General features: G+C 70.6%; 14 protein-coding genes and 1 riboswitch. Of the genes, 10 read left to right on the top strand and 4 right to left on the bottom strand.

Annotation, left to right across the window (positions count from 1 at the left end; genetic code table 11):
• The first annotated feature begins 12 nt into the window (after positions 1 to 12).
• Genes nuoL through nuoN form a run of 3 tightly spaced genes read left to right on the top strand, consistent with a single transcriptional unit; the run spans position 13 to position 5,194 of the window.
• Complete coding sequence (gene nuoL, locus ACIGDI_RS13670) at positions 13 to 1,959, top strand: NADH-quinone oxidoreductase subunit L (protein ID WP_399894975.1); 1,947 nt, start codon at positions 13 to 15, stop codon at positions 1,957 to 1,959.
• Between the two features lie 5 nt (positions 1,960 to 1,964).
• Positions 1,965 to 3,539, top strand: a complete 1,575-nt coding sequence (locus ACIGDI_RS13665) for an NADH-quinone oxidoreductase subunit M (RefSeq protein ID WP_399894972.1) — start codon at positions 1,965 to 1,967, stop codon at positions 3,537 to 3,539.
• Entirely contained in the window at positions 3,536 to 5,194 is a 1,659-nt protein-coding gene (gene nuoN, locus ACIGDI_RS13660; protein WP_399894969.1) for an NADH-quinone oxidoreductase subunit NuoN, read from the top strand. Before ACIGDI_RS13665 ends, nuoN begins: the two co-directional genes overlap by 4 nt.
• A 67-nt stretch (positions 5,195 to 5,261) precedes the next feature.
• On the opposite strand, the gene ACIGDI_RS13655 is transcribed toward nuoN, so the two are convergent.
• A complete protein-coding gene (locus tag ACIGDI_RS13655) occupies positions 5,262 to 5,783 on the bottom strand; it encodes a hypothetical protein (RefSeq protein WP_399894966.1) in 522 nt (173 codons plus the stop codon).
• 219 nt (positions 5,784 to 6,002) lie between these two features.
• Between ACIGDI_RS13655 and recQ the strand changes: the two genes are divergently transcribed.
• On the top strand, positions 6,003 to 7,982 hold the full coding sequence (recQ, locus tag ACIGDI_RS13650) for a DNA helicase RecQ (protein WP_399894963.1): 1,980 nt from the start codon (positions 6,003 to 6,005) through the stop codon (positions 7,980 to 7,982).
• Positions 7,983 to 8,065: 83 nt separating this feature from the next.
• On the opposite strand, the gene ACIGDI_RS13645 is transcribed toward recQ, so the two are convergent.
• Positions 8,066 to 9,007 carry a M56 family metallopeptidase gene (locus ACIGDI_RS13645; RefSeq protein ID WP_272175225.1) on the bottom strand — a complete coding sequence of 314 codons (942 nt, stop codon included), beginning with the start codon at positions 9,005 to 9,007 and terminating at the stop codon, positions 8,066 to 8,068.
• Between the two features lie 215 nt (positions 9,008 to 9,222).
• A complete protein-coding gene (gene fahA / locus ACIGDI_RS13640; RefSeq protein WP_399894958.1) occupies positions 9,223 to 10,443 on the bottom strand; it encodes a fumarylacetoacetase in 1,221 nt (406 codons plus the stop codon).
• A gap of 239 nt (positions 10,444 to 10,682) precedes the next feature.
• Between fahA and ACIGDI_RS13635 the strand changes: the two genes are divergently transcribed.
• The 3 genes from ACIGDI_RS13635 to ACIGDI_RS13625 all read left to right on the top strand — a co-directional run bounded on the left by ACIGDI_RS13635 (position 10,683) and on the right by ACIGDI_RS13625 (position 14,188).
• Positions 10,683 to 11,930, top strand: a complete 1,248-nt coding sequence (locus ACIGDI_RS13635; protein WP_399894955.1) for an ATP-grasp domain-containing protein — start codon at positions 10,683 to 10,685, stop codon at positions 11,928 to 11,930.
• Positions 11,931 to 11,996: 66 nt separating this feature from the next.
• The gene (locus ACIGDI_RS13630) at positions 11,997 to 13,199 is read left to right on the top strand and encodes an FAD-dependent oxidoreductase (RefSeq protein WP_399894952.1); all 1,203 of its coding nucleotides are present in this window, start codon (positions 11,997 to 11,999) and stop codon (positions 13,197 to 13,199) included.
• Between the two features lie 176 nt (positions 13,200 to 13,375).
• A complete protein-coding gene (locus tag ACIGDI_RS13625) occupies positions 13,376 to 14,188 on the top strand; it encodes an HAD family hydrolase (protein ID WP_399894949.1) in 813 nt (270 codons plus the stop codon).
• Positions 14,189 to 14,215: 27 nt separating this feature from the next.
• Here the strand turns inward: ACIGDI_RS13625 and ACIGDI_RS13620 are convergent, their stop codons facing one another.
• Positions 14,216 to 14,698, bottom strand: a complete 483-nt coding sequence (locus ACIGDI_RS13620; RefSeq protein ID WP_200705086.1) for a transglycosylase SLT domain-containing protein — start codon at positions 14,696 to 14,698, stop codon at positions 14,216 to 14,218.
• Between the two features lie 5 nt (positions 14,699 to 14,703).
• A riboswitch (cyclic di-AMP (ydaO/yuaA leader) is annotated at positions 14,704 to 14,880 on the bottom strand.
• Positions 14,881 to 15,527: 647 nt separating this feature from the next.
• Here ACIGDI_RS13620 and ACIGDI_RS13615 point away from each other — a divergent pair.
• The 3 genes from ACIGDI_RS13615 to ACIGDI_RS13605 all read left to right on the top strand — a co-directional run bounded on the left by ACIGDI_RS13615 (position 15,528) and on the right by ACIGDI_RS13605 (position 19,167).
• Positions 15,528 to 16,538, top strand: coding sequence for a polyprenyl synthetase family protein (locus ACIGDI_RS13615; RefSeq protein ID WP_200705085.1), 1,011 nt, complete (start codon positions 15,528 to 15,530; stop codon positions 16,536 to 16,538).
• A gap of 177 nt (positions 16,539 to 16,715) precedes the next feature.
• On the top strand, positions 16,716 to 17,669 hold the full coding sequence (locus ACIGDI_RS13610) for a CHRD domain-containing protein (protein ID WP_399894944.1): 954 nt from the start codon (positions 16,716 to 16,718) through the stop codon (positions 17,667 to 17,669).
• Between the two features lie 283 nt (positions 17,670 to 17,952).
• A complete protein-coding gene (locus ACIGDI_RS13605; protein ID WP_399894941.1) occupies positions 17,953 to 19,167 on the top strand; it encodes an outer membrane lipoprotein carrier protein LolA in 1,215 nt (404 codons plus the stop codon).
• Positions 19,168 to 19,208: the final 41 nt, after the last annotated feature.

Genomic DNA, 19,208 nt, shown 5'->3' with positions numbered 1-19,208 from the left:
GTCGGAAGAAACGTGGATAACCTGATTGCGCTGCTGGTGGCGGCGCCACTGCTCGGAGCGGCCGTACTGCTGTGCGGCGGCCGGCGGCTCGATGCCGTCGGCCACTGGATCGGCGTCCTGATGTCGACGGCCTCCTTCGTGTTCGGTGTGATCCTTTTCGCCGACCTGCTCGGCAAGGACGCCGAACACCGCACCCTGATCCAGCACCTGTGGACGTGGATCCCGGTCGAGAGCTTCCAGGCGGACGTCACCTTCCGCCTCGACCAGTTGTCGATGACGTTCGTCCTGCTGATCACCGGCGTCGGCTCGCTGATCCACCTGTACTCGGTCGGGTACATGGAGCACGACGAGCGCCGCCGCCGCTTCTTCGGCTACCTCAACCTGTTCCTCGCGGCGATGCTGCTGCTCGTCCTCGCGGACAACTACCTGCTGCTGTACGTCGGCTGGGAGGGCGTCGGTCTGGCGTCGTACCTGCTGATCGGCTTCTGGCAGCACAAGCCCAGCGCGGCCACGGCGGCGAAGAAGGCCTTCCTGGTCAACCGCGTCGGCGACATGGGCCTGTCCATCGCGATCATGCTGATGTTCGCGACGTTCGGCACCTTCGCCTTCGGGCCGGTCCTCAGCCACGCGACCGACGCCTCCGAGGGCAAGCTCACCGCCATCGCCCTGATGCTCCTGCTCGCCGCCTGCGGCAAGTCCGCGCAGGTGCCGCTGCAGTCCTGGCTCGGGGACGCGATGGAGGGCCCGACCCCCGTCTCGGCCCTCATCCACGCCGCGACGATGGTGACCGCGGGCGTCTACCTGATCGTCCGCTCCGGAGCGATCTTCAACGCCGCGCCCGACGCGCAGACCGCGGTCACCGTGGTCGGCGCGGTCACGCTGCTGTTCGGTGCGATCGTCGGTTGCGCCAAGGACGACATCAAGAAGGCGCTGGCCGGCTCGACCATGTCGCAGATCGGCTACATGGTCCTCGCCGCCGGTCTCGGCCCCATCGGCTACGTCTTCGCGATCATGCACCTGGTGACGCACGGCTTCTTCAAGGCCGGCCTCTTCCTCGGCGCCGGCTCGGTGATGCACGGCATGAACGACGAGGTCGACATGCGCAAGTACGGCGGCCTGCGGAAGTACATGCCGGTCACCTTCATCACCTTCGGTCTCGGCTACCTCGCGATCATCGGCTTCCCGGGACTGTCCGGCTTCTTCTCCAAGGACAAGATCATCGAGGCGGCCTTCGCGAAGGGCGGCACCGAGGGCTGGATCCTGGGCGCCTGCGCCCTGGTGGGCGCGGCCATCACCGCGTTCTACATGACGCGCGTGATGCTGATGACCTTCTTCGGCGAGGAGCGCTGGAGGAACCAGCCCACCCGCTCCCCGGAGGCACCGAGCGCGGAGCCCGCCGCCGAGCACCAGGGCGAGCACGCCGAGCCGCACCCGCACGAGTCCCCGAAGGTCATGACGATCCCCATGATCGTGCTGGCTTTCGGCTCGGTCTTCGCCGGCGGGTTCTTCAGCATCGGCGACCGCTTCCTGCACTGGCTGGAGCCGGTCACCGGCCACAGCGAGGGTGACTCCCCGCTGAGCGCGGCGACCGTCACCGGCGCGACGATGGTCTGCCTGGTCATCGGTGTCGGCATCGCCTACGCGATGTACGGCCGCCGCCCGGTGCCCTCCGTCGCCCCGCGCGGTTCGCTGCTCACCCGGGCCGCCCGGCGCGACCTGCTGCAGGACGACTTCAACCACGTCGTCCTGGTCCGCGGCGGCGAACACCTCACGCGCTCCCTGGTGTACGTCGACCACACCCTGGTCGACGGTGTCGTCAACGGCACGGCCGCCTCGGTCGGGGGCCTGTCCGGACGCATGCGCAGGCTGCAGAACGGCTTCGCGCGCTCCTACGCGGTCTCGATGTTCGGCGGTGCGGCGGTCCTCGTCGCCGCGACCCTGCTGATGAGGGCGGTCTGATACCGATGTCCTTTCCTCTGCTGACAGCGACGGCGGTGCTCCCCGCGATCGGGGCGGTCGCCACGGCCGCCGTGCCGGCCGCGCAGCGCACCGCCGCGAAATGGCTGGCACTGCTCGTCTCGCTCGCCACGCTCGCCCTCGCGATCACCGTCCTGGTCCGCTTCGACCCGGGCGGCGGCCGCTACCAACTGACCGAATCGCACGCCTGGATCGCGGACTTCGGAGTCCGCTACGAACTGGGCGTGGACGGCATCGCGGTGGCGCTGGTCGCGCTGACCGCCCTGCTGATCCCGTTCATCATCCTCGCGGGCTGGCACGACGCGGACCCGCTGGAGACCGGCAGCCGCCGCTGGCGGCCGACGCAGGGCTTCTTCGCCCTGATCCTGGCCGTCGAGGCGATGGTGATCATCTCCTTCGAGGCGACCGACGTCTTCCTCTTCTACATCTTCTTCGAAGCCATGCTGATCCCGATGTACTTCCTCATCGGCGGCTTCGGGGACCGTGCCCACGAGCACGGCGAGGAGGCGGCGTCCACGCAGCGGTCGTACGCGGCGGTGAAGTTCCTCCTGTACAACCTGGTCGGCGGACTCATCATGCTGGCCGCGGTGATCGGCCTGTACGTGGTCGCCGGGAACTTCAGCCTCCAGGAGATCGCGCAGGCCCGCGCCAACGGCTCGCTGCACATGGCGACGAGCACCGAGCGCTGGCTGTTCCTCGGCTTCTTCTTCGCCTTCGCGGTGAAGGCGCCGCTGTGGCCGCTGCACACCTGGCTGCCCAACGCCATGCAGGAGTCCACCGCCCCGGTCGCCGTCCTCATCACCGCGGTCGTCGACAAGGTGGGCACCTTCGCGATGCTCCGCTTCTGCCTCCAGCTGTTCCCGGAGGCCAGCAAGTGGGCGACGCCGGCGATCCTCGTCCTGGCGCTCATCAGCATCGTCTACGGCGCGCTGCTCGCGGTCGGCCAGCGGGACATCAAGCGCCTGGTGGCGTACGCGTCGATCTCGCACTTCGGCTTCATCATCATGGGCATCTTCGCGATGACCAGCCAGGGCCAGTCCGGCGCGACGCTCTACATGGTCAATCACGGGATCTCCACGGCCGCGTGGATGCTGCTCGCCGGGTTCCTGATCTCGCGGCGCGGCTCGCGGCTCATCGCCGACTACGGCGGTGTGCAGAAGGTCGCTCCGGTGCTCGCCGGCACGTTCCTGATCGGCACGCTGGCCACGCTCTCCCTGCCGGGACTGGCGCCGTTCGTGAGTGAGTTCCTGGTCCTGGTCGGCACGTTCACGCGCTACCCGGCGATCGGCATCATCGGCACCTTCGGCATCGTCCTCGCCGCGCTGTACGCCCTCGTCCTCTACCAGCGGACGATGACGGGCCCGGTGAAGCCGGAGGTCTCCGCGATGCCCGACCTCAGGGTGCGCGAGCTCCTCGTGGTCGCCCCGCTGATCGTCCTGTTGATCTTCCTGGGCGTCTACCCGAAGCCGGTGACGGACATCGTCAACCCGGCCGTGAAGTCGACCCTGTCCGATGTACACAAGACGGACCCCAAGCCTGAGGTGGAGGCGGTGGCCAAGTGAGCACAGCGGCCGTCCACAGCCTGTGGACAACGGCGGCGACCGCAGCCGAACCGATTTCGAAGATCAACGCGCCGAAGATCGAATACGCGCAGTTGTCGCCCACCCTGATCGTCGTGGGCGCCGCGATCGTCGGGGTGCTGGTCGAGGCGTTCGTCCCGCGCAAGTCCCGTTACTACGCCCAGGTGTTCGTGTCCCTCGTCGCGCTCGTCGCCGCCTTCGCCGCGGTCGTCGCGCTCGCGTCGGACGGATACGGCACCACCAAGGCGCACATCGCGGCGATGGGCGCGATCGCGGTCGACGGGCCGTCCCTGTTCCTGCAGGGCACGATCCTGCTGTCCGGACTGGTCGCCCTGTTCACCTTCGCCGAGCGGCGCCTGGACCCGGCGGCGCACGGCAACCGGGTCGACTCCTTCGCCGCGCAGGCCGCCTCCGTGCCGGGCAGCGACAGCGAGAAGAAGGCCGTGAAGGCCGGGTTCACCACCACCGAGGTGTTCCCGCTGCTGCTGTTCGCGATCTCCGGAATGCTGGTCTTCCCGTCGGCCAACGACCTGCTGACCCTGTTCGTGGCCCTGGAGGTCTTCTCCCTCCCGCTCTACCTGCTGTGCGCCCTGGCCCGCCGCAAGCGGCTCATGTCGCAGGAGGCCGCGGTCAAGTACTTCCTGCTCGGCGCGTTCGCCTCCGCGTTCACCCTGTTCGGCATCGCCATGCTCTACGGCTACGCGGGCTCGGTGTCGTACGCGCGGATCGCGCAGGTCGTCGACGGCACCGTCACGAACGTCGACCCGGCGCTCGCGGACACCATGGGCAACGACGCGCTGCTGCTGATCGGCGGCGCGATGATCCTGATGGGCCTGCTGTTCAAGGTCGGCGCCGTCCCGTTCCACATGTGGACGCCGGACGTCTACCAGGGCGCCCCGACCCCGGTGACCGGGTTCATGGCGGCGGCGACGAAGGTGGCGGCGTTCGGTGCGCTGCTGCGGCTGCTGTACGTCGTCCTGCCGGGCATGCGCTGGGACTGGCGGCCGGTCATGTGGGCCGTCGCGGTCGTCACCATGCTGGGCGGTGCGATCGTCGCGATCACCCAGACCGACATCAAGCGGCTGCTGGCGTACTCGTCGATCGCGCACGCCGGATTCATCCTCGCGGGCGTCATCGCCACGTCGAAGGACGGCGTGTCGTCCGTCCTCTTCTACCTGGGCGCGTACTCCTTCGTGACGATCGGCGCGTTCGCGGTGGTCACGCTGGTGCGCGACGCGGGCGGCGAGGCGACGCACCTGTCCAAGTGGGCGGGGCTCGGCCGTCGTTCGCCGCTGGTGGCGGCCGTGTTCGCGGTGTTCCTGCTGGCCTTCGCCGGCATCCCGCTGACCTCCGGCTTCGCCGGTAAGTTCGCCGTGTTCAAGGCGGCGGCGGAGGGCGGGGCGGCCCCGCTGGTCGTGATCGGTGTGATCTCGTCCGCGGTGGCGGCCTTCTTCTACATCCGCGTGATCGTGCTGATGTTCTTCAGCGAGCCCAGGCCGGAGGGCCCGACGGTCGCCGTGCCGTCGCCGCTGACGATGACCGCGATCGGGCTCGGCGTGGTGGTCACGCTGGTGCTCGGTGTGGCGCCGCAGTACTTCCTGGACCTGGCGAGCCAGGCGAGCGTCTTCGTGCGCTGACCCGCGCACCGCGTCACGGCGGGCCCCGGTTCCCGGAAAGGGAGCCGGGGCCTTCGCGCGTGCCGGATCACGTGGTCGGACACGCGACGTCGGGGTTGTACGCCGCGAAGAGTCCGTTGACGTTGGGCTGGTAGAGCCACGCGCGGAGCGTGAAGCTACGGGAACGCGGGTTGTACTGGAAGGGCTGGCCGAACAGGGTCGGCGCGGCCTGCCCCGTGTCCTTGACGATCCACTCCACCGCGACCAGCTTGCGGTCGTGGCCGATCCCGTCCCTGTCCACGTGGTCGTCGTCGGCCTTGTCCGCGTACACCAGCGCCGCCGGTCTGGCCGGATCGAGTGAGCCGACGTTCGCCTTGTTGACGTAGTGGTAGCCCACGCCCCCCGCGCTGGTGGCGTAGCACCCGCCCAAGGGGGCGAAGGCGCTGCCCTTGGCAAGTTCCTCGTAGGCGTACTGGGCCGTCGCGTTGTAGGTGTCGACGAGATCGGTCCATACGGAGGGGTCGGGGTCGGCCTGGGCGGGCACGGCCACCAGCGAGAGGACAGCGGCCGTCGCCACGGCGAGGGCGGCCTTGTAGCGCCGAGTGGACATCGCGGTGCTCCTTGCGCTCGAGGACGGGCGGGCGGACCACCCCCGTCCGTCCGAGCAGCTTGACCCGGCCGCCTGGAGCACGCCATGCGACGGGAGCCATCGGGCTGACGGCGGAGTCCGTCGGAACAGCCTGTGGACAACTCCGACGCTGTCAGTCCGGGCCCCTATCGTGGAGGCAGTGGTCGAGGGACGACGCACGGGGGACGAGCGATGCACGGGATGGGCGGGACGGTTGTGACGACCGAGGCACACACGCCTGTGGCACACGGCGACAGCGAGGCACTGGCCACGCTCCACCGCGTCTTCGGGTACGACAGCTTCCGCGGCGAGCAGGAAGCGGTCATCGAGCACGTGGTGGCGGGCGGGGACGCCGTCGTCCTCATGCCCACCGGCGGCGGCAAGTCGCTGTGCTACCAGATTCCGTCCCTGGTCAGACCCGGCACGGGAATAGTGGTCTCCCCGCTCATCGCGCTGATGCAGGACCAGGTCGACGCGCTCCGGGCGCTCGGCGTGCGCGCCGGGTTCATGAACTCCACGCAGGACTTCGACGAGCGGCGGGTGGTCGAGGCCGAGTTCCTGGCCGGCGAGCTGGATCTGCTCTATCTCGCCCCGGAGCGGCTGCGGCTGGACTCCACCCTGGACCTGCTCTCCCGCGGCAAGATCGCCCTCTTCGCGATCGACGAGGCCCACTGCGTCTCCCAGTGGGGCCACGACTTCCGCCCGGACTATCTCGCCCTGTCCCTGCTCGGCGAGCGCTGGCCGGACGTACCGCGCGTCGCGCTCACGGCGACGGCCACCCGCGCCACGCACGAGGAGCTCACCCAGCGGCTGCACATGCCGACCGCCCGGCACTTCGTGGCCAGCTTCGACCGGCCCAACATCCAGTACCGGATCGTGCCGAAGGCCGACCCGAAGAAGCAGCTGCTGGCGTTCCTGCGCGAGGAGCACGCGGGCGACGCGGGCATCGTGTACTGCCTCTCCCGTAAGTCGGTGGAGGCGACGGCGGAGTTCCTGACCCGCAACGGCATCGAGGCGGTGCCCTACCACGCGGGCCTGGACGCGGGCACCCGCGCGGCGCACCAGTCCCGGTTCCTGCGCGAGGAAGGCCTGGTCGTGGTCGCGACCATCGCCTTCGGAATGGGCATCGACAAGCCGGACGTCCGCTTCGTCGCCCACCTCGACCTGCCCAAGTCGGTCGAGGGCTACTACCAGGAGACGGGCCGCGCCGGACGCGACGGCCTGCCCTCCACCGCATGGATGGCCTACGGCCTCAACGACGTCATCCAGCAGCGCAAGCTGATCCAGTCGTCGGAGGGCGACGAGGCGTTCCGCCGCCGGGCCGCCGCCCACCTGGACGCGATGCTGGCGCTGTGCGAGAGCGCCCGGTGCCGGCGCGGCCAGCTCCTCGCGTACTTCGGACAGGACCCGGACGCGGCGGACTGCGGCAACTGCGACACCTGCCTCACCCCGCCCGAGACGTGGGACGGCACTGTCGCCGCGCAGAAGGTGCTGTCCACGGTGGTGCGGCTGCAGCGGGAGCGGGGCCAGAAGTTCGGCGCGGTGCAGATCGTCGACATCCTCATGGGCAGGCGCACGGCCAAGGTCATCCAGTTCGACCACGACCAGCTCTCCGTGTTCGGCATCGGCGAGGACCTCACCGAGGGCGAATGGCGAGGCGTCGTACGGCAGTTGCTCGCGCAGGGGCTGCTCGCGGTCGAGGGTGACTACGGCACGCTGGTGCTCACCGAGGCGAGCGGCTCGGTGCTGCGGCGCGAGCGGGAGGTGCCGCTGCGCAAGGAGCCGAAGAAGCCGGTGACCTCACGGTCGGCGTCCTCCGCGAAGGGCTCCAAGGCCAAGGCCGCCGCGGCCGAGCTGCCCGAGGCGCTCCAGCCGGCCTTCGAGGCACTGCGCGCCTGGCGCGCCGAGCAGGCCAGGGAACAGGGCGTCCCGGCGTACGTCATCTTCCACGACGCCACGCTCCGGGAGATCGCCATGGCCTGGCCGACCTCCGTGCAGCAGCTGGGCGGCATCAGCGGCGTCGGCGAGAAGAAGCTGGTGACGTACGGCGAGGGGGTGCTGGCGGTGCTGGCCTCGCTCGACGGGGCGCCCGGCGCGGTGCCCGCGGCGGACACCGGTGCGAGCACCGAGGACGACTGGCCCGAGATGGAGGAGGAGCCGGAGCCGGACGACTGGATGTAGGGGAGGACAGGACGTCCGGGGCCACTCTCGGCGCGGGCCGACGCAACTCCGGACGTTCCGGGGCGGCGGCGCCCCGACGGGGGTCAGGCCAGCGCCGTCAGCCCGGGACCGAACACGATCAGCAGCGGCAGCAACGGCACCAGCGCGGCGACGGTCGCCGTGAGCGCCCGGTGCCGGCGGCCCAGCCTGCGCGGCGGCTGCAGCAGCCGGTCCACGCGCTCGCCGAGCAGACGGTGGCTGGAGGAGCAGGACAGCACACCCCGGTGCTGGTTCAGCTCGATCAGCGCCAGCGCGGTCGTCAGGTGCCCGCACCGCCGTGACGCCGTGTCATCGGCGGCCAGCTCGACCAGCCGGTGCGTCTGGTCGCAGAAGTGGGCGAACAACGGCACCCGGGGAAATCCCGTGGCCAGAGCCGTCGACAGATGCAGCAGCCAGTCGTGGTGGGCGCGCGCGTGGTCCTGCTCGTGCGTCAGTACGGCGTCCAACTGGTGGTCGGTGAGCCGGTGCAGGGCGCCCGTCGTGACGACCAGCTGCGCCGGGTGGCCCGGCATCCACCAGGCGTCCGGATACTCGTCCTCCAGCACCAGCAGCGGACCGCGCGCCACCGCCTCCAGCCCGGCGGGCAGCTCCGGCGCCCGCTCGCGCAGATGCGCCCGGGTCACCCCGCGCCGCCGCCGCGCCTCCACGAACTCGCGGGCGAGCATCGCGGTGCTCCAGGCGGCCCCGCAGGCCAGCAGCAGGGTGAGGGCGGCGGCCCAGACGGGCGCGGCGGACAGGTCGTACGCCGCGGTCACCGCCGGCGGCGCGGGCGCGAAGAGCTGGGCGCGCACCGTGCCGAACACGGCGGCCGCGCCCAGCGTCAGCGCCGTCAGGCAGCACAGCAGGACCGTGGCGACCAGGCACTGCCACACCCACAGCGCGACGACGGGCTCCCGCTCGGGCCAATCCGCCCGCACCAGGGCGCGCGGGACCGGCACGGCGGCCGTCAGCGCGACGACGGTCAGCAGGAGCAGGCAGTAGGTCATGCCGCGGGCTCCGGTTCCTGTTCGGAGGAAAGGGGCGAGGGCGGGGCGGCCGGCGCAGGGCCCGACTGTCCGGTGAGCCCGGCGCACGAGTCGCCCGCCGCCAGTATGACGGCGAAGGGGGCGGGAGTCAGGAGACGCGGAAGACCCACTACGTCACGTGCATCCCCGGTCACGCGGCAACGACCACCGACCGGCTTCCCGCCCCCAACTCCCGCTCACCCCGCGACGATCCGCCCCGAGACCTCGCCGAGCCCCACCCGGACCCCGCCCGGCCCCGGCGCCCACGCCGAGAGCGTCACCACGTCCCCGTCCTCCAGGAACGTCCGCTTGCCCTCCGGAAGTTCCAGCGGGTCCCGCCCGTTCCAGGTCAGCTCCAGCAGCGACCCGCGCTGTCCGGGCTCCGGGCCGCTGACCGTGCCCGAGCCGTACAGGTCGCCGGTGCGCAGCGAGGCGCCGTTGACCGTCATCTGGGCCAGCTGCTGGGCGGCCGTCCAGTACATGGTGGAGAAGGGCGGCTCGGAGACGACGTGCCCGTTGACGGCGACGGAGATCCGCAGGTCGTATCCGCCGGGCTCCACCGCCGTACCGGAGGAGCCGGTGTCGTCGAGGTACGGCAGCAACGCGTGCGTGCGCTGCGGCGGTGCCACGCGCGCGTGGTCGAGGGCGTCCAGGGGCGTGATCCACGCCGACACCGACGTGGCGAACGACTTGCCGAGGAAGGGTCCGAGGGGGACGTACTCCCAGGCCTGGATGTCCCGCGCCGACCAGTCGTTGAGCAGGCACAGCCCGAAGACGTGCTCGGGAAACTCCGCGAGCCCCACGGACGTTCCCATGGCGGAGGGCACGCCCACGACGAAACCCACCTCCGCCTCGATGTCGAGGCGGACCGACGGCCCGAAGACCGGCTCCGCGTCCCCCGGAGCCTTCCGCTGGCCGGAGGGCCGTACGACATCGGTGCCCGAGACGACCACCGTCCCCGACCGTCCGTGGTAGCCGATCGGCAGGTGCTTCCAGTTCGGCGTCAGCGAGTCCGCCGCGTCCGGGCGGAAGATCTGGCCGACGTTCCGCGCGTGATGCTCGGAGGAGTAGAAGTCGACGTAGTCGGCGACCTCGAAGGGAAGGTGGAGCGTCACCGACGACAGCGGGTGGAAGTGCTCGGCGATCGTCTCCCGGTGCACCGTCACCCACGCGGTCAGCGCACGACGTACGTCCGACCAGGTGGTGCGCCCGGCGGACAGGAGCGTGTTCAGGGTCGGTTGCGCGAGCAGGGGCGCGTACGGCGAGCCGAGCGCCCGGGCCGCCGCACCCGCGTCCAGGACATGGTCGCCGAGCCGGACGCCGACGGTCCGCTCGCCGCCGGCCGCGAGCGAGAACACGCCGTAGGGGAGGTTGTGCGGGCCGAAGGGGTCGCCCTCGGGGACATCGAAGGGGGGCATGGGGTGCTGCCTCACTCTCACCTGTGTCACGAGCCAAGAACCGCACACCGACGTGCGGTCGCGCCACACGTTACGGCCGAGTCGCCTGCCTGGGCAGTGTCTAAAGAGTTTGCAATGTCCGAATTGGCCTTGTCGGAGGCCCCAATTCCGGCTTAGCGTCCTTTGGGGGACACGGACGGGGTGGGTCCGGTCCGTAGGGGGGACACGTGGGGGGACCCGTGGCCAGGAGCACGAGCAGTGTGCCTTTCGAGGCCGACCGCGCCGTGCCGGGCCTGATCGTCAAGTTCGGCGACTACCCGCTGCACCACGGCGGAGTGGGCGCGATCCGCAGCCTGGGGCGCCTCGGCGTGCCCATGTACGCGATCACCGAGGACCCCTACACGCCCGCCGCCTCCTCCCGCTATCTGAAGAAGTCCTTCGTCTGGCCGACCACCGGCACGGAGGACCCCGCACACCTGGTCGAAGGCCTGCTGCGGATCGGGCGCCGCATCGGCCGCCCCGCCGTCCTCGTCCCCACCGACGAGGAGGCCGCCGTCCTGATCGCGGAACACCAGGACGTGCTCGCGGGCCGCTTCCTCTTCCCGCGCGTGGACCCGGCCCTGCCGCGCCGTCTCGCCAGCAAACAGGGCCTGCACGAACTGTGCGTGGAACACGGCATCGCCAGCCCGACGACCGCGTTCCCGCAGTCCTACGACGACATCGTCGCCTTCGCCGAGAAGGCCCGCTTCCCGGTGGTGGCCAAGAACCGGGAGGCGTTCCTGCGGCGCACCCGGCCGGCGGTCAACGGCACGACGAGGATCGCCACCCGCGAGGGCCTGTTGCGGCTGGCCCGCGACTGGGGCGAGCGCCCCGGCGTGATCCTGCAGGAGTACCTGCCCAGGGAGGACGCCGAGGACTGGATCGTGCACGCCTACTTCGACCGGAACTCCACACCGCTCGCCATGTTCACGGGCGTGAAGGTCCGCTCCTGGCCCCCGCACGCGGGCATGACGGCGAACGCGTACGTCGTCGACAACCCGGAACTCGCCGACATCGCCGCGCGTTTCATCAAACAGATCGGCTTCAGCGGCGTCATCGACCTCGACCTGCGCTTCGACCGGCGCGACGGACAGTACAAGCTCCTCGACTTCAACCCCCGCATGGGCGCCCAGTTCCGGCTCTTCGAGAACGAGTCGGCGGTGGACGTCGTACGCGCCATGCATCTCGATCTGACCGGACGCCCCGTCCCGGAGGGGGAACAGCGGGCCGGCCACCGGTACATCGTGGAGAACATCGACCTGCCCGCCCTGCTCGCCTACCGCCGCAGCGGCTATACGACGCCGCACGCACCGGCGCGCGCGAGCGGGACGGAGCTGGCCTGGCTCGCGGGTGACGACCCGCTGCCGTTCGTCACGATGCTCGCGCGCTTCGTGCGGCCGGGCGCGAAGCACCTGTATCAGCTGTGGCGGACCAACCGCCGCGGCGGCAAAACCAGTTCGAGCAGCTAGCCAGGTACGCCGGCTGTCCGAACCGGACACGAAGTGACGAAAGTGAACGTCCTGGGGAGGGACTTCGTGACTCAACCGGTTGCAGTCATCGGCGCCGGGCCCTTCGGCCTGTCGACCGCCGCCCATCTGCGCGCCCGGGGCATCCCGGTGCGTGTGTTCGGCGAGCCCATGGTCAGCTGGCGCGACCACATGCCCGCCGGAATGCTCCTGAAGTCGACGCCGGCCGCCTCCAGCCTCGACGCCCCGCAGCAGGGCCACACCCTGGCCGACTACTGCGACGCCGCCGGCATCAAGCGGCTGGTGACGGACGAGGACATCATCCCCGTCGAGACCTTCATCGCCTACGGCGAGTGGTTCCAGCAGAAACTGGTGCCCGAGCTGGAGCGGGTGCGGGTGGTCTCGGTGGACCGGCGCGACGGAGGCGGCTTCGAACTGAAGCTGGACTCGGGCGAGTTGTTCACCGCCCGCGCGGTCGTCGTGGCGACCGGGCTGTCCGGCCTCGCGCGCCTGCCCGCGGAACTCACCACGGCCGCCGCGGACGGCCCCGCCCCCACCGGCCCGGTCTCCCACAGCTCCCAGCACCACGACCTCACGCGCTACTCGGGCAAGGACCTGATCGTCGTCGGCGCCGGCCAGTCCGCGCTGGAGACGGCGGCGCTGGCGGCCGAGGCGGGCGCGCAGGTACGGGTGGTCTCCCGCGGGCACGGCAAGGTCGACTTCGGCGCGCCGCCCTGGAAGCAGCCGAGGCTGCGCCCCGAGTCGCCCTTCGGCCGCGCCTGGTCCCTGTGGGCGTTCAGCTACTACCCGCAGCCCTACCGCTATCTGCCCGCCCGGACCCGCCACTACCTGGTCCGCCGCGTCCTCGGCCCGCTCGGCGCCTGGTGGCTGCGCGACCGCTTCGAGGGCAAGGTCCAGGTCAGCGAGGTCGAGCGGATCGTGCGCACGGAAGCCGACGGTGGCAGCCCGACGCTGACGGTCCGCACGCTCGACAGCCGCACGGACAAGCTGTCGGCCGACCACGTCATCGCGGCGACCGGCTACCGGGTGGACATCGCGGCCATGGACTTCCTCGGCCACGAGCTGCGCACCCGCCTCGCCGTCAGCCGCGGCACGCCCAGGCTGGGCGCCGGATACGTGTCCTCGGTGCCGGGCCTGTACTTCACCGGTCTGCCCGCCGCGGCCTCGTACGGGCCGGTGATGCGGTTCGTGTGCGGCACGGAGTTCGCCTCACCGAGGCTCGCCAAGCACCTTGCGGCGGCGCACGGTTGAGACCCTGACGGACGCGGCCGAAGGGGTCCGGCGAGTGCCGGGCCCCACGGTCCAGGGCCACGGGCCGTGATCAAGGGCAGGAACCGGTACGGGAGTTGACCGAGTGACGCCGGTGAACGGGGCGGTCGTCCGGTTCGCGATGAGTCGGCGGTGCGTCCTGTCCGTATTCTCTGATCATGGCCGCACCCACCGCATATGCACTCATCGCCACCGACCTGGACGGCACCCTTCTGCGAGGCGACGACACGCTGTCCGACCGGTCCCTCGCCGCCCTCGCGCGCGTGGCGGAGTCCGGGGCCCGGCACCTCGTGGTGACCGGCCGCCCGGCCCCCAGAGTGCGGCCGCTCCTGGACGATCTGGGCAGCACGGGGCTCGCGGTGTGCGGGCAGGGCGCGCAGGTGTACGACGCCGGCGCGGACCGTCTGCTGTGGTCCGTCACGCTGGACCGGGAGCTGGCCGAGACGGCCCTCGGCAAGATCGAGGCCGAGGTGGGCCAGGTGTACGCGGCCGTCGACCAGGACGGCGTCGACGGGCTCACGCTCATCGAGCCCGGGTACCTGATGCCGCACCCGACCCTGCCCGCCGTACGCGTCGACCGGCGCGACGACCTGTGGTGCGAGCCGATCAGCAAGGTGCTGCTGCGCCATCCCTACCTGTCCGACGACGAGTTGGCGGCGACGGCGCGGTCGGTGGTCGGTTCCCTGGCCACCGTCACCATGTCGGGACCCGGGACCGTCGAACTCCAGCCATGCGGCATCACCAAGGCGACGGGCCTCGCGCTGGCCGCCGAACACCTCGGCCTGGGCCCGGGGGAGACGCTCGCGTTCGGCGACATGCCCAACGACATCCCGATGTTCGACTGGGCCGCCCGGGGCATCGCCATGGCCAACGCCCATCCCGAGCTGAAGGCGGTGGCCGACGAGGTCACCCTGTCGAACGAGGACGACGGCATTGCCGTCGTCCTCGAGCGGTTGTTCGCGCGGGTCTAGGACCTGACGGTCCTTCGCCTCGCCGGCCTAGTAGGCGCCGTAGACGTTGTCGATGGAGCCGTAGCGCTGGTACGCGTAGTTGCAGGCGGCGGTGATGTTGGCGACCGGGTCGTAGGGGTCGTACGCCGTGCCCGCGACGTGGTAGGCGGCGAACGTCGGGTCGATCACCTGCAGCAGGCCCTTGGAGGGGGTGCCGGCCAGGGCGTTGGAGTCCCAGTTGTTGATGGCGTAGGGGTTGCCCGAGGACTCGCGCATGACGTTGCGGTAGATGCCGTCGTACGTGCCGGGGATGCCGTGCTGGGCCATGACCTGCAGGGACGCCCGGATCCAGCCGTCGAGGTTGTTGCTGTAGCCGAGCGACGACGCGGTGACGACGCTGTCGGTCGCCGCGGAGGCGCTGGTCGCGCCGACGACCGGAAGGGCGAGAACGGCGGCGCCCGTTCCGATGACGGCGAGCTTGCGGACGAGGCGGGATCGCTTGGTGAGGCGGTGGCGAGCGGTTGCGGGCATGGCGGGTTTCCTCTCCGTCGCCTGCGAGGTGAGCTGTCGGGTTCGGGCGGGAGCTGCCCGGCCGCGCCGCCGTACGACGACACGACTTCACCCCAAGCCGGTGAGGGCGTCCTGGGACGCCCGTCCGGCGGCTTACCTGGTTCCCCCGCTCCTGCCGTGCGTGAGTTGGTCGATGGTGGAGAACGGGCGGCGGCAGGATTAGGCGTCCGCCCGGCAAGGCGGGAACGTATGCGACAGCACATGTCCGGAACAAGCGGCGGAGTCACACATCGGGCCGCTTGACCTCGGTGTGGGGGCTTTGGGGTGCTTGATCCTTTGCGCTTGCCAAGCCTCAACTCGCTTTTCCGGGAAGGTGGATCGGCCGAAATCGCCCGGAATGTGGATCTTGGCGTCGAGTGAGCCAAGTCACGGGTGTCGACAAGCGCGTCAAATCGGGCAATGGGCCCAACTCATAGTCAATGGGCGGCCCGTGGGAGTTCGCTCGCCCTCGGGGGCCCTCGCTCCGGGTGATGCCTTTGCGTGTGTCGCCCGGGGTCGTGCGCCGGAACCCCCGTAACCCCTTGAGTCCCCGGGAGCGGCCGCCATGTCCATGCCGTCACGGCCCGGGCGCGTCGAAAGGGGAATCGCCCCCCGCAGAGCAAGTCAGTAAAAATGCATTGTTATGAGGTGATCAGAAACATACCGGGCGTGATCCCATACCGCCCCTGCTGGACGGGCGGGCGGCATGGGTGATCGAAAGGCGACCGGATACGCTGACTTGAGTGATGGCAGCGACCTATCGACAAACCGCGTAACCAGCCAGTAGACACCAGCAGACAGGAGACCCCTCGTGACCGTCGTCGGGCCGTTCGGGCTGAGCGTGCGGGACCAGGCTCTGGAAGCCGATGTCCAGGCCGGATTGGTGGCTGTCGAGGAGGGCCTGCTCGAAGCCACCAAGAGCGAGGTCCCCTTCATCACGGAGGCCGCCCAGCACCTGGTGCGAGCGGGTGGAAAGCGCTTCCGCCCGCTGCTGGTGATGCTCGCCGCCCAGTTCGGTGACCCGTATGCGCCCGGCGTGGTGCCGTCGGCCGTGGTCGTGGAGCTGACCCACCTCGCGACGCTCTACCACGACGACGTCATGGACGAGGCGGCCGTGCGCCGCGGGGTCGACAGCGCGAACACCCGCTGGGGCAACTCGGTGGCGGTCCTGACCGGCGACTTCCTGTTCGCGCGCGCCTCCCACATCCTGGCCGACCTCGGCCCGGAGGCGGTGCGGGTGCAGGCCGAGGCGTTCGAGCGGCTGGTCACCGGGCAGATCCTGGAGACGGCGGGGCCGCAGGACGGCCGGGACCCGGTCGAGCACTACCTGGACGTGCTCAGCGGCAAGACGGGGTCGCTGGTGGCCGTGTCGTGCCGGTTCGGCGCGATGATGTCGGGCGCCGACGAGACGGTCGTGGACGTGCTGACCCAGTACGGGGAGCGGCTGGGCGTCGCCTTCCAGCTCGCCGACGACGTCCTGGACATCGCCTCCGACTCGCACGAGTCCGGCAAGACGCCCGGCACGGACCTGCGCGAGGGCATCCCGACGCTGCCGGTGCTGCGGCTGCGCGAGCGGGCGCAGCGGCTCGGGCTGGCCGAGGACCTCGCGCTGTGCGAGCTGCTGGACTCCGACCTGAGCGACGACGCGCGGCACGCGGAGGCACTGGCCGGGCTGCGGGCGCACCCCGCGCTGGAGCAGGCGCGCCGGGACACCGTGCGGTACGCGGAGGACGCCCGGTCGGCGCTGGCTCCGCTGAAGGAGTGCGACGCCAAGGTGGCGCTCATGGAGATGTGCGACGCCGTGGTGCATCGGGCGGGTTGATTCCGTCCCGGAATGAGCTGATTTCCTCCCGTTGCCCCTGGGGATCCCGCCATCGGGGCAATTCGGTGTGACGTACGTCATATGGGTGAGCTGAGCCCTGCTCGTGATCCCGCCGTACGCATGGCCAGAAGGCCGGCGCAGGCGGTGTCGGCCGGTCTGCGGGGAGAAAACAGAATCATGCGCGTTCACGCGACGTTCTCGAAGCGCGGCAAGAGCCTGATCACGACGGCTGTCACGGTGGCCGCCCTCGGTGGTGTCGCCGCCGCGGCGACCCCAGCCTCCGCCGCCGGAGGCGACGACGGCACCGGCACGGGGGTGACCCTCCTCGCCACCAGTCTGCGCGGCGCCAACGAGGTGCCCGTGCCGGGCGGCCCGGCCGTCGGGGACAAGGACGGCGCCGCTCTGGAGTTCATCAAGATCGACGGTGACCGGGTGTCCGTCGCCGTCACCTGGCGCGGCACCGGCAGGCCGACCGCCCTCCACATCCACCAGGGCGCCAAGGGCACCAACGGCGACGTCAGGATCGACTTCAGCGGCCTGCTGAAGCACAGCAGGCGGCACAGCGTCACCGGCACCGTCAAGGTCGAGGACCCGGCGCTGCTCGACGCGCTGAAGAACGACCCCGGTTCGTTCTACGCCAATCTGCACACCGCCGAGTTCCCCGGCGGAGCCGTCCGCGGCCGCCTCCACGAACTCACCGTCGCCGCCTTCGACTTCCGGGACGCCCTCGACAACTTCCGCGCCTCGGTGATCAAGGGCCGGCAGATCTACGAGTGCAAGCCCACCGACGCCGGCGGCTACGCCTACGCCCAACGGGACGTCAACGCCCTGCTCGGCGGCGGCATCCACCACACCTTCGTCGCACCCAACTCCGGTACGCCCCAGTGGGTCGCGCCCGACGGCAGCGCCGTCACCGGATCCGTCCTGTCCAGGACCCCGAACGGGGACGGCAACATCCCCGAACTCGACCTGAAGGCCACCCCGTCCGGCAGCCACCGAGGCCTGCTCGCCGGCACCACGGAGATCCTGCGGCTCAACACCGTCGGCGGAGTCGCCCCGACCGGTTCCTGCGAACCCGGCACCGTCGTGGGCGTGCCGTACCGGGCGGACTACGTCTTCCTGCAGGGCTGACGCGGAAGTTCCCGGAGAGCCGACACGAGGCCGACGCCGGCCGCGTCCGGGCGGTGCCCTCCCGCGCCACGACCCCTACGGGTCGGGGGAGGGCACCGCCCGCTCGTGTCATACCCCAGGAGTACACACAGTTGCCTCCGGGGTCTGACGCTTCCTCCCGGCCGATTTGGTCAACTGGAAACCACGGAAAACACCACTCCTCACCGATTCGGGTGAGAATGGCGGCTACGGGGTGGATGCACGGGAGTTGGAAGCCGCCGCCGACGACGGAGGTAGCGCACAGATGGCACCGTACGAATCCGACGACAGCACGAGCGCCGACGAGACCGACGACCTGCGCGCCGGACGGCGCAAGGCCGCTCGGTACGTCGTCCCGGTCGCGGTGGTGGGGGTGGCCGCTGCGACCATCGGGCTCGTCCCCGCACTCGCGGACTCGGGCGACCCGAACCTGCCGAAGATCAGCGCACAGCAGCTCATCGAGAAGATCGCCAAGTCGGACGTGCAGCAGATGTCCGGCACGGTGAAGATCAGCACCGACCTCGGTCTGCCCGACCTCGGCGGACTGGAGTCCAGCCTGACCTCCGGTGCGGCCCGCGGGTCCGGTGACGGGTCGTCCGCCGACCCCTCCGCCAAGCTCACCGAACTCGCCACCGGCACGCACACCGTGCGCGTCGCGGCCGACGGCCCGGACCGGCAGAAACTGTCCCTGCTGGAGAACGCGGCCGAATACAGCCTCATCCACAACGGCAAGGACGTCTGGGGCTACGACAGCCGGTCGAACTCGGTCTACCACTCCACCGCCCACGACAGCGCCGGCGCGCGGAAGAAGCAGGAGCAGGCGCCCGCGACCCCGGACCAGCTCGCCAAGGACGCCCTCAAGGCGGTCGACGACACCACCTCCGTCTCCGTCCAGGGCACCGCGCAGGTCGCGGGCCGGGACGCGTACCGGCTGGTCATCAAGCCCAAGGACGCCGGTTCGACGGTCGGTCAGATCACCGTCGCCGTCGACTCCAAGACCGGTCTGCCGCTGAAGTTCACGCTGACTCCGGCGAGCGGCGGCGCGGCCGTGATCGACGCCGGCTTCACACAGATCAGCTTCGCCAAGCCCGCCGCCTCGACCTTCGACTTCAAGACGCCCAAGGGCGCGAAGGTCACCGAGGACAAGAGCCACGACGACGGCGCCCCCAAGGGCGACGGCAGGAACGGCGCGCCCGGCAAGGACCTCGGCAAGGGCCCCGACGGGATGAACGTCATCGGCAAGGGCTGGGACTCCATCGCCACCTTCGACACCGGCGGCAAGGGCGTCCCGTCCGGCTCCGAGGTGGGCGGCCAGTTCGGCGGGTTCCTCGACTCGCTCGGCGACAAGGTCACCGGAAAGTTCGGCTCGGGCACGGTCTTCAAGACCCGCCTGATCAACGCACTGATCACCGACGACGGCAAGGTCTACGTCGGCGCGGTCGACAAGGGCGCGCTGGTGAAGGCGGCGAACGCGGGCTGATCGGGGAAAGACCGGTCCACGAGCACGAATCGAGGGAGCCG

Source organism: Streptomyces sp. NPDC085900 (genome assembly GCF_044540925.1).
GTDB lineage: Bacteria > Actinomycetota > Actinomycetes > Streptomycetales > Streptomycetaceae > Streptomyces > Streptomyces gilvifuscus.
Note: the sequence above shows the minus strand (reverse complement) of the source record. Positions and strands in the feature narration are given on the sequence as shown.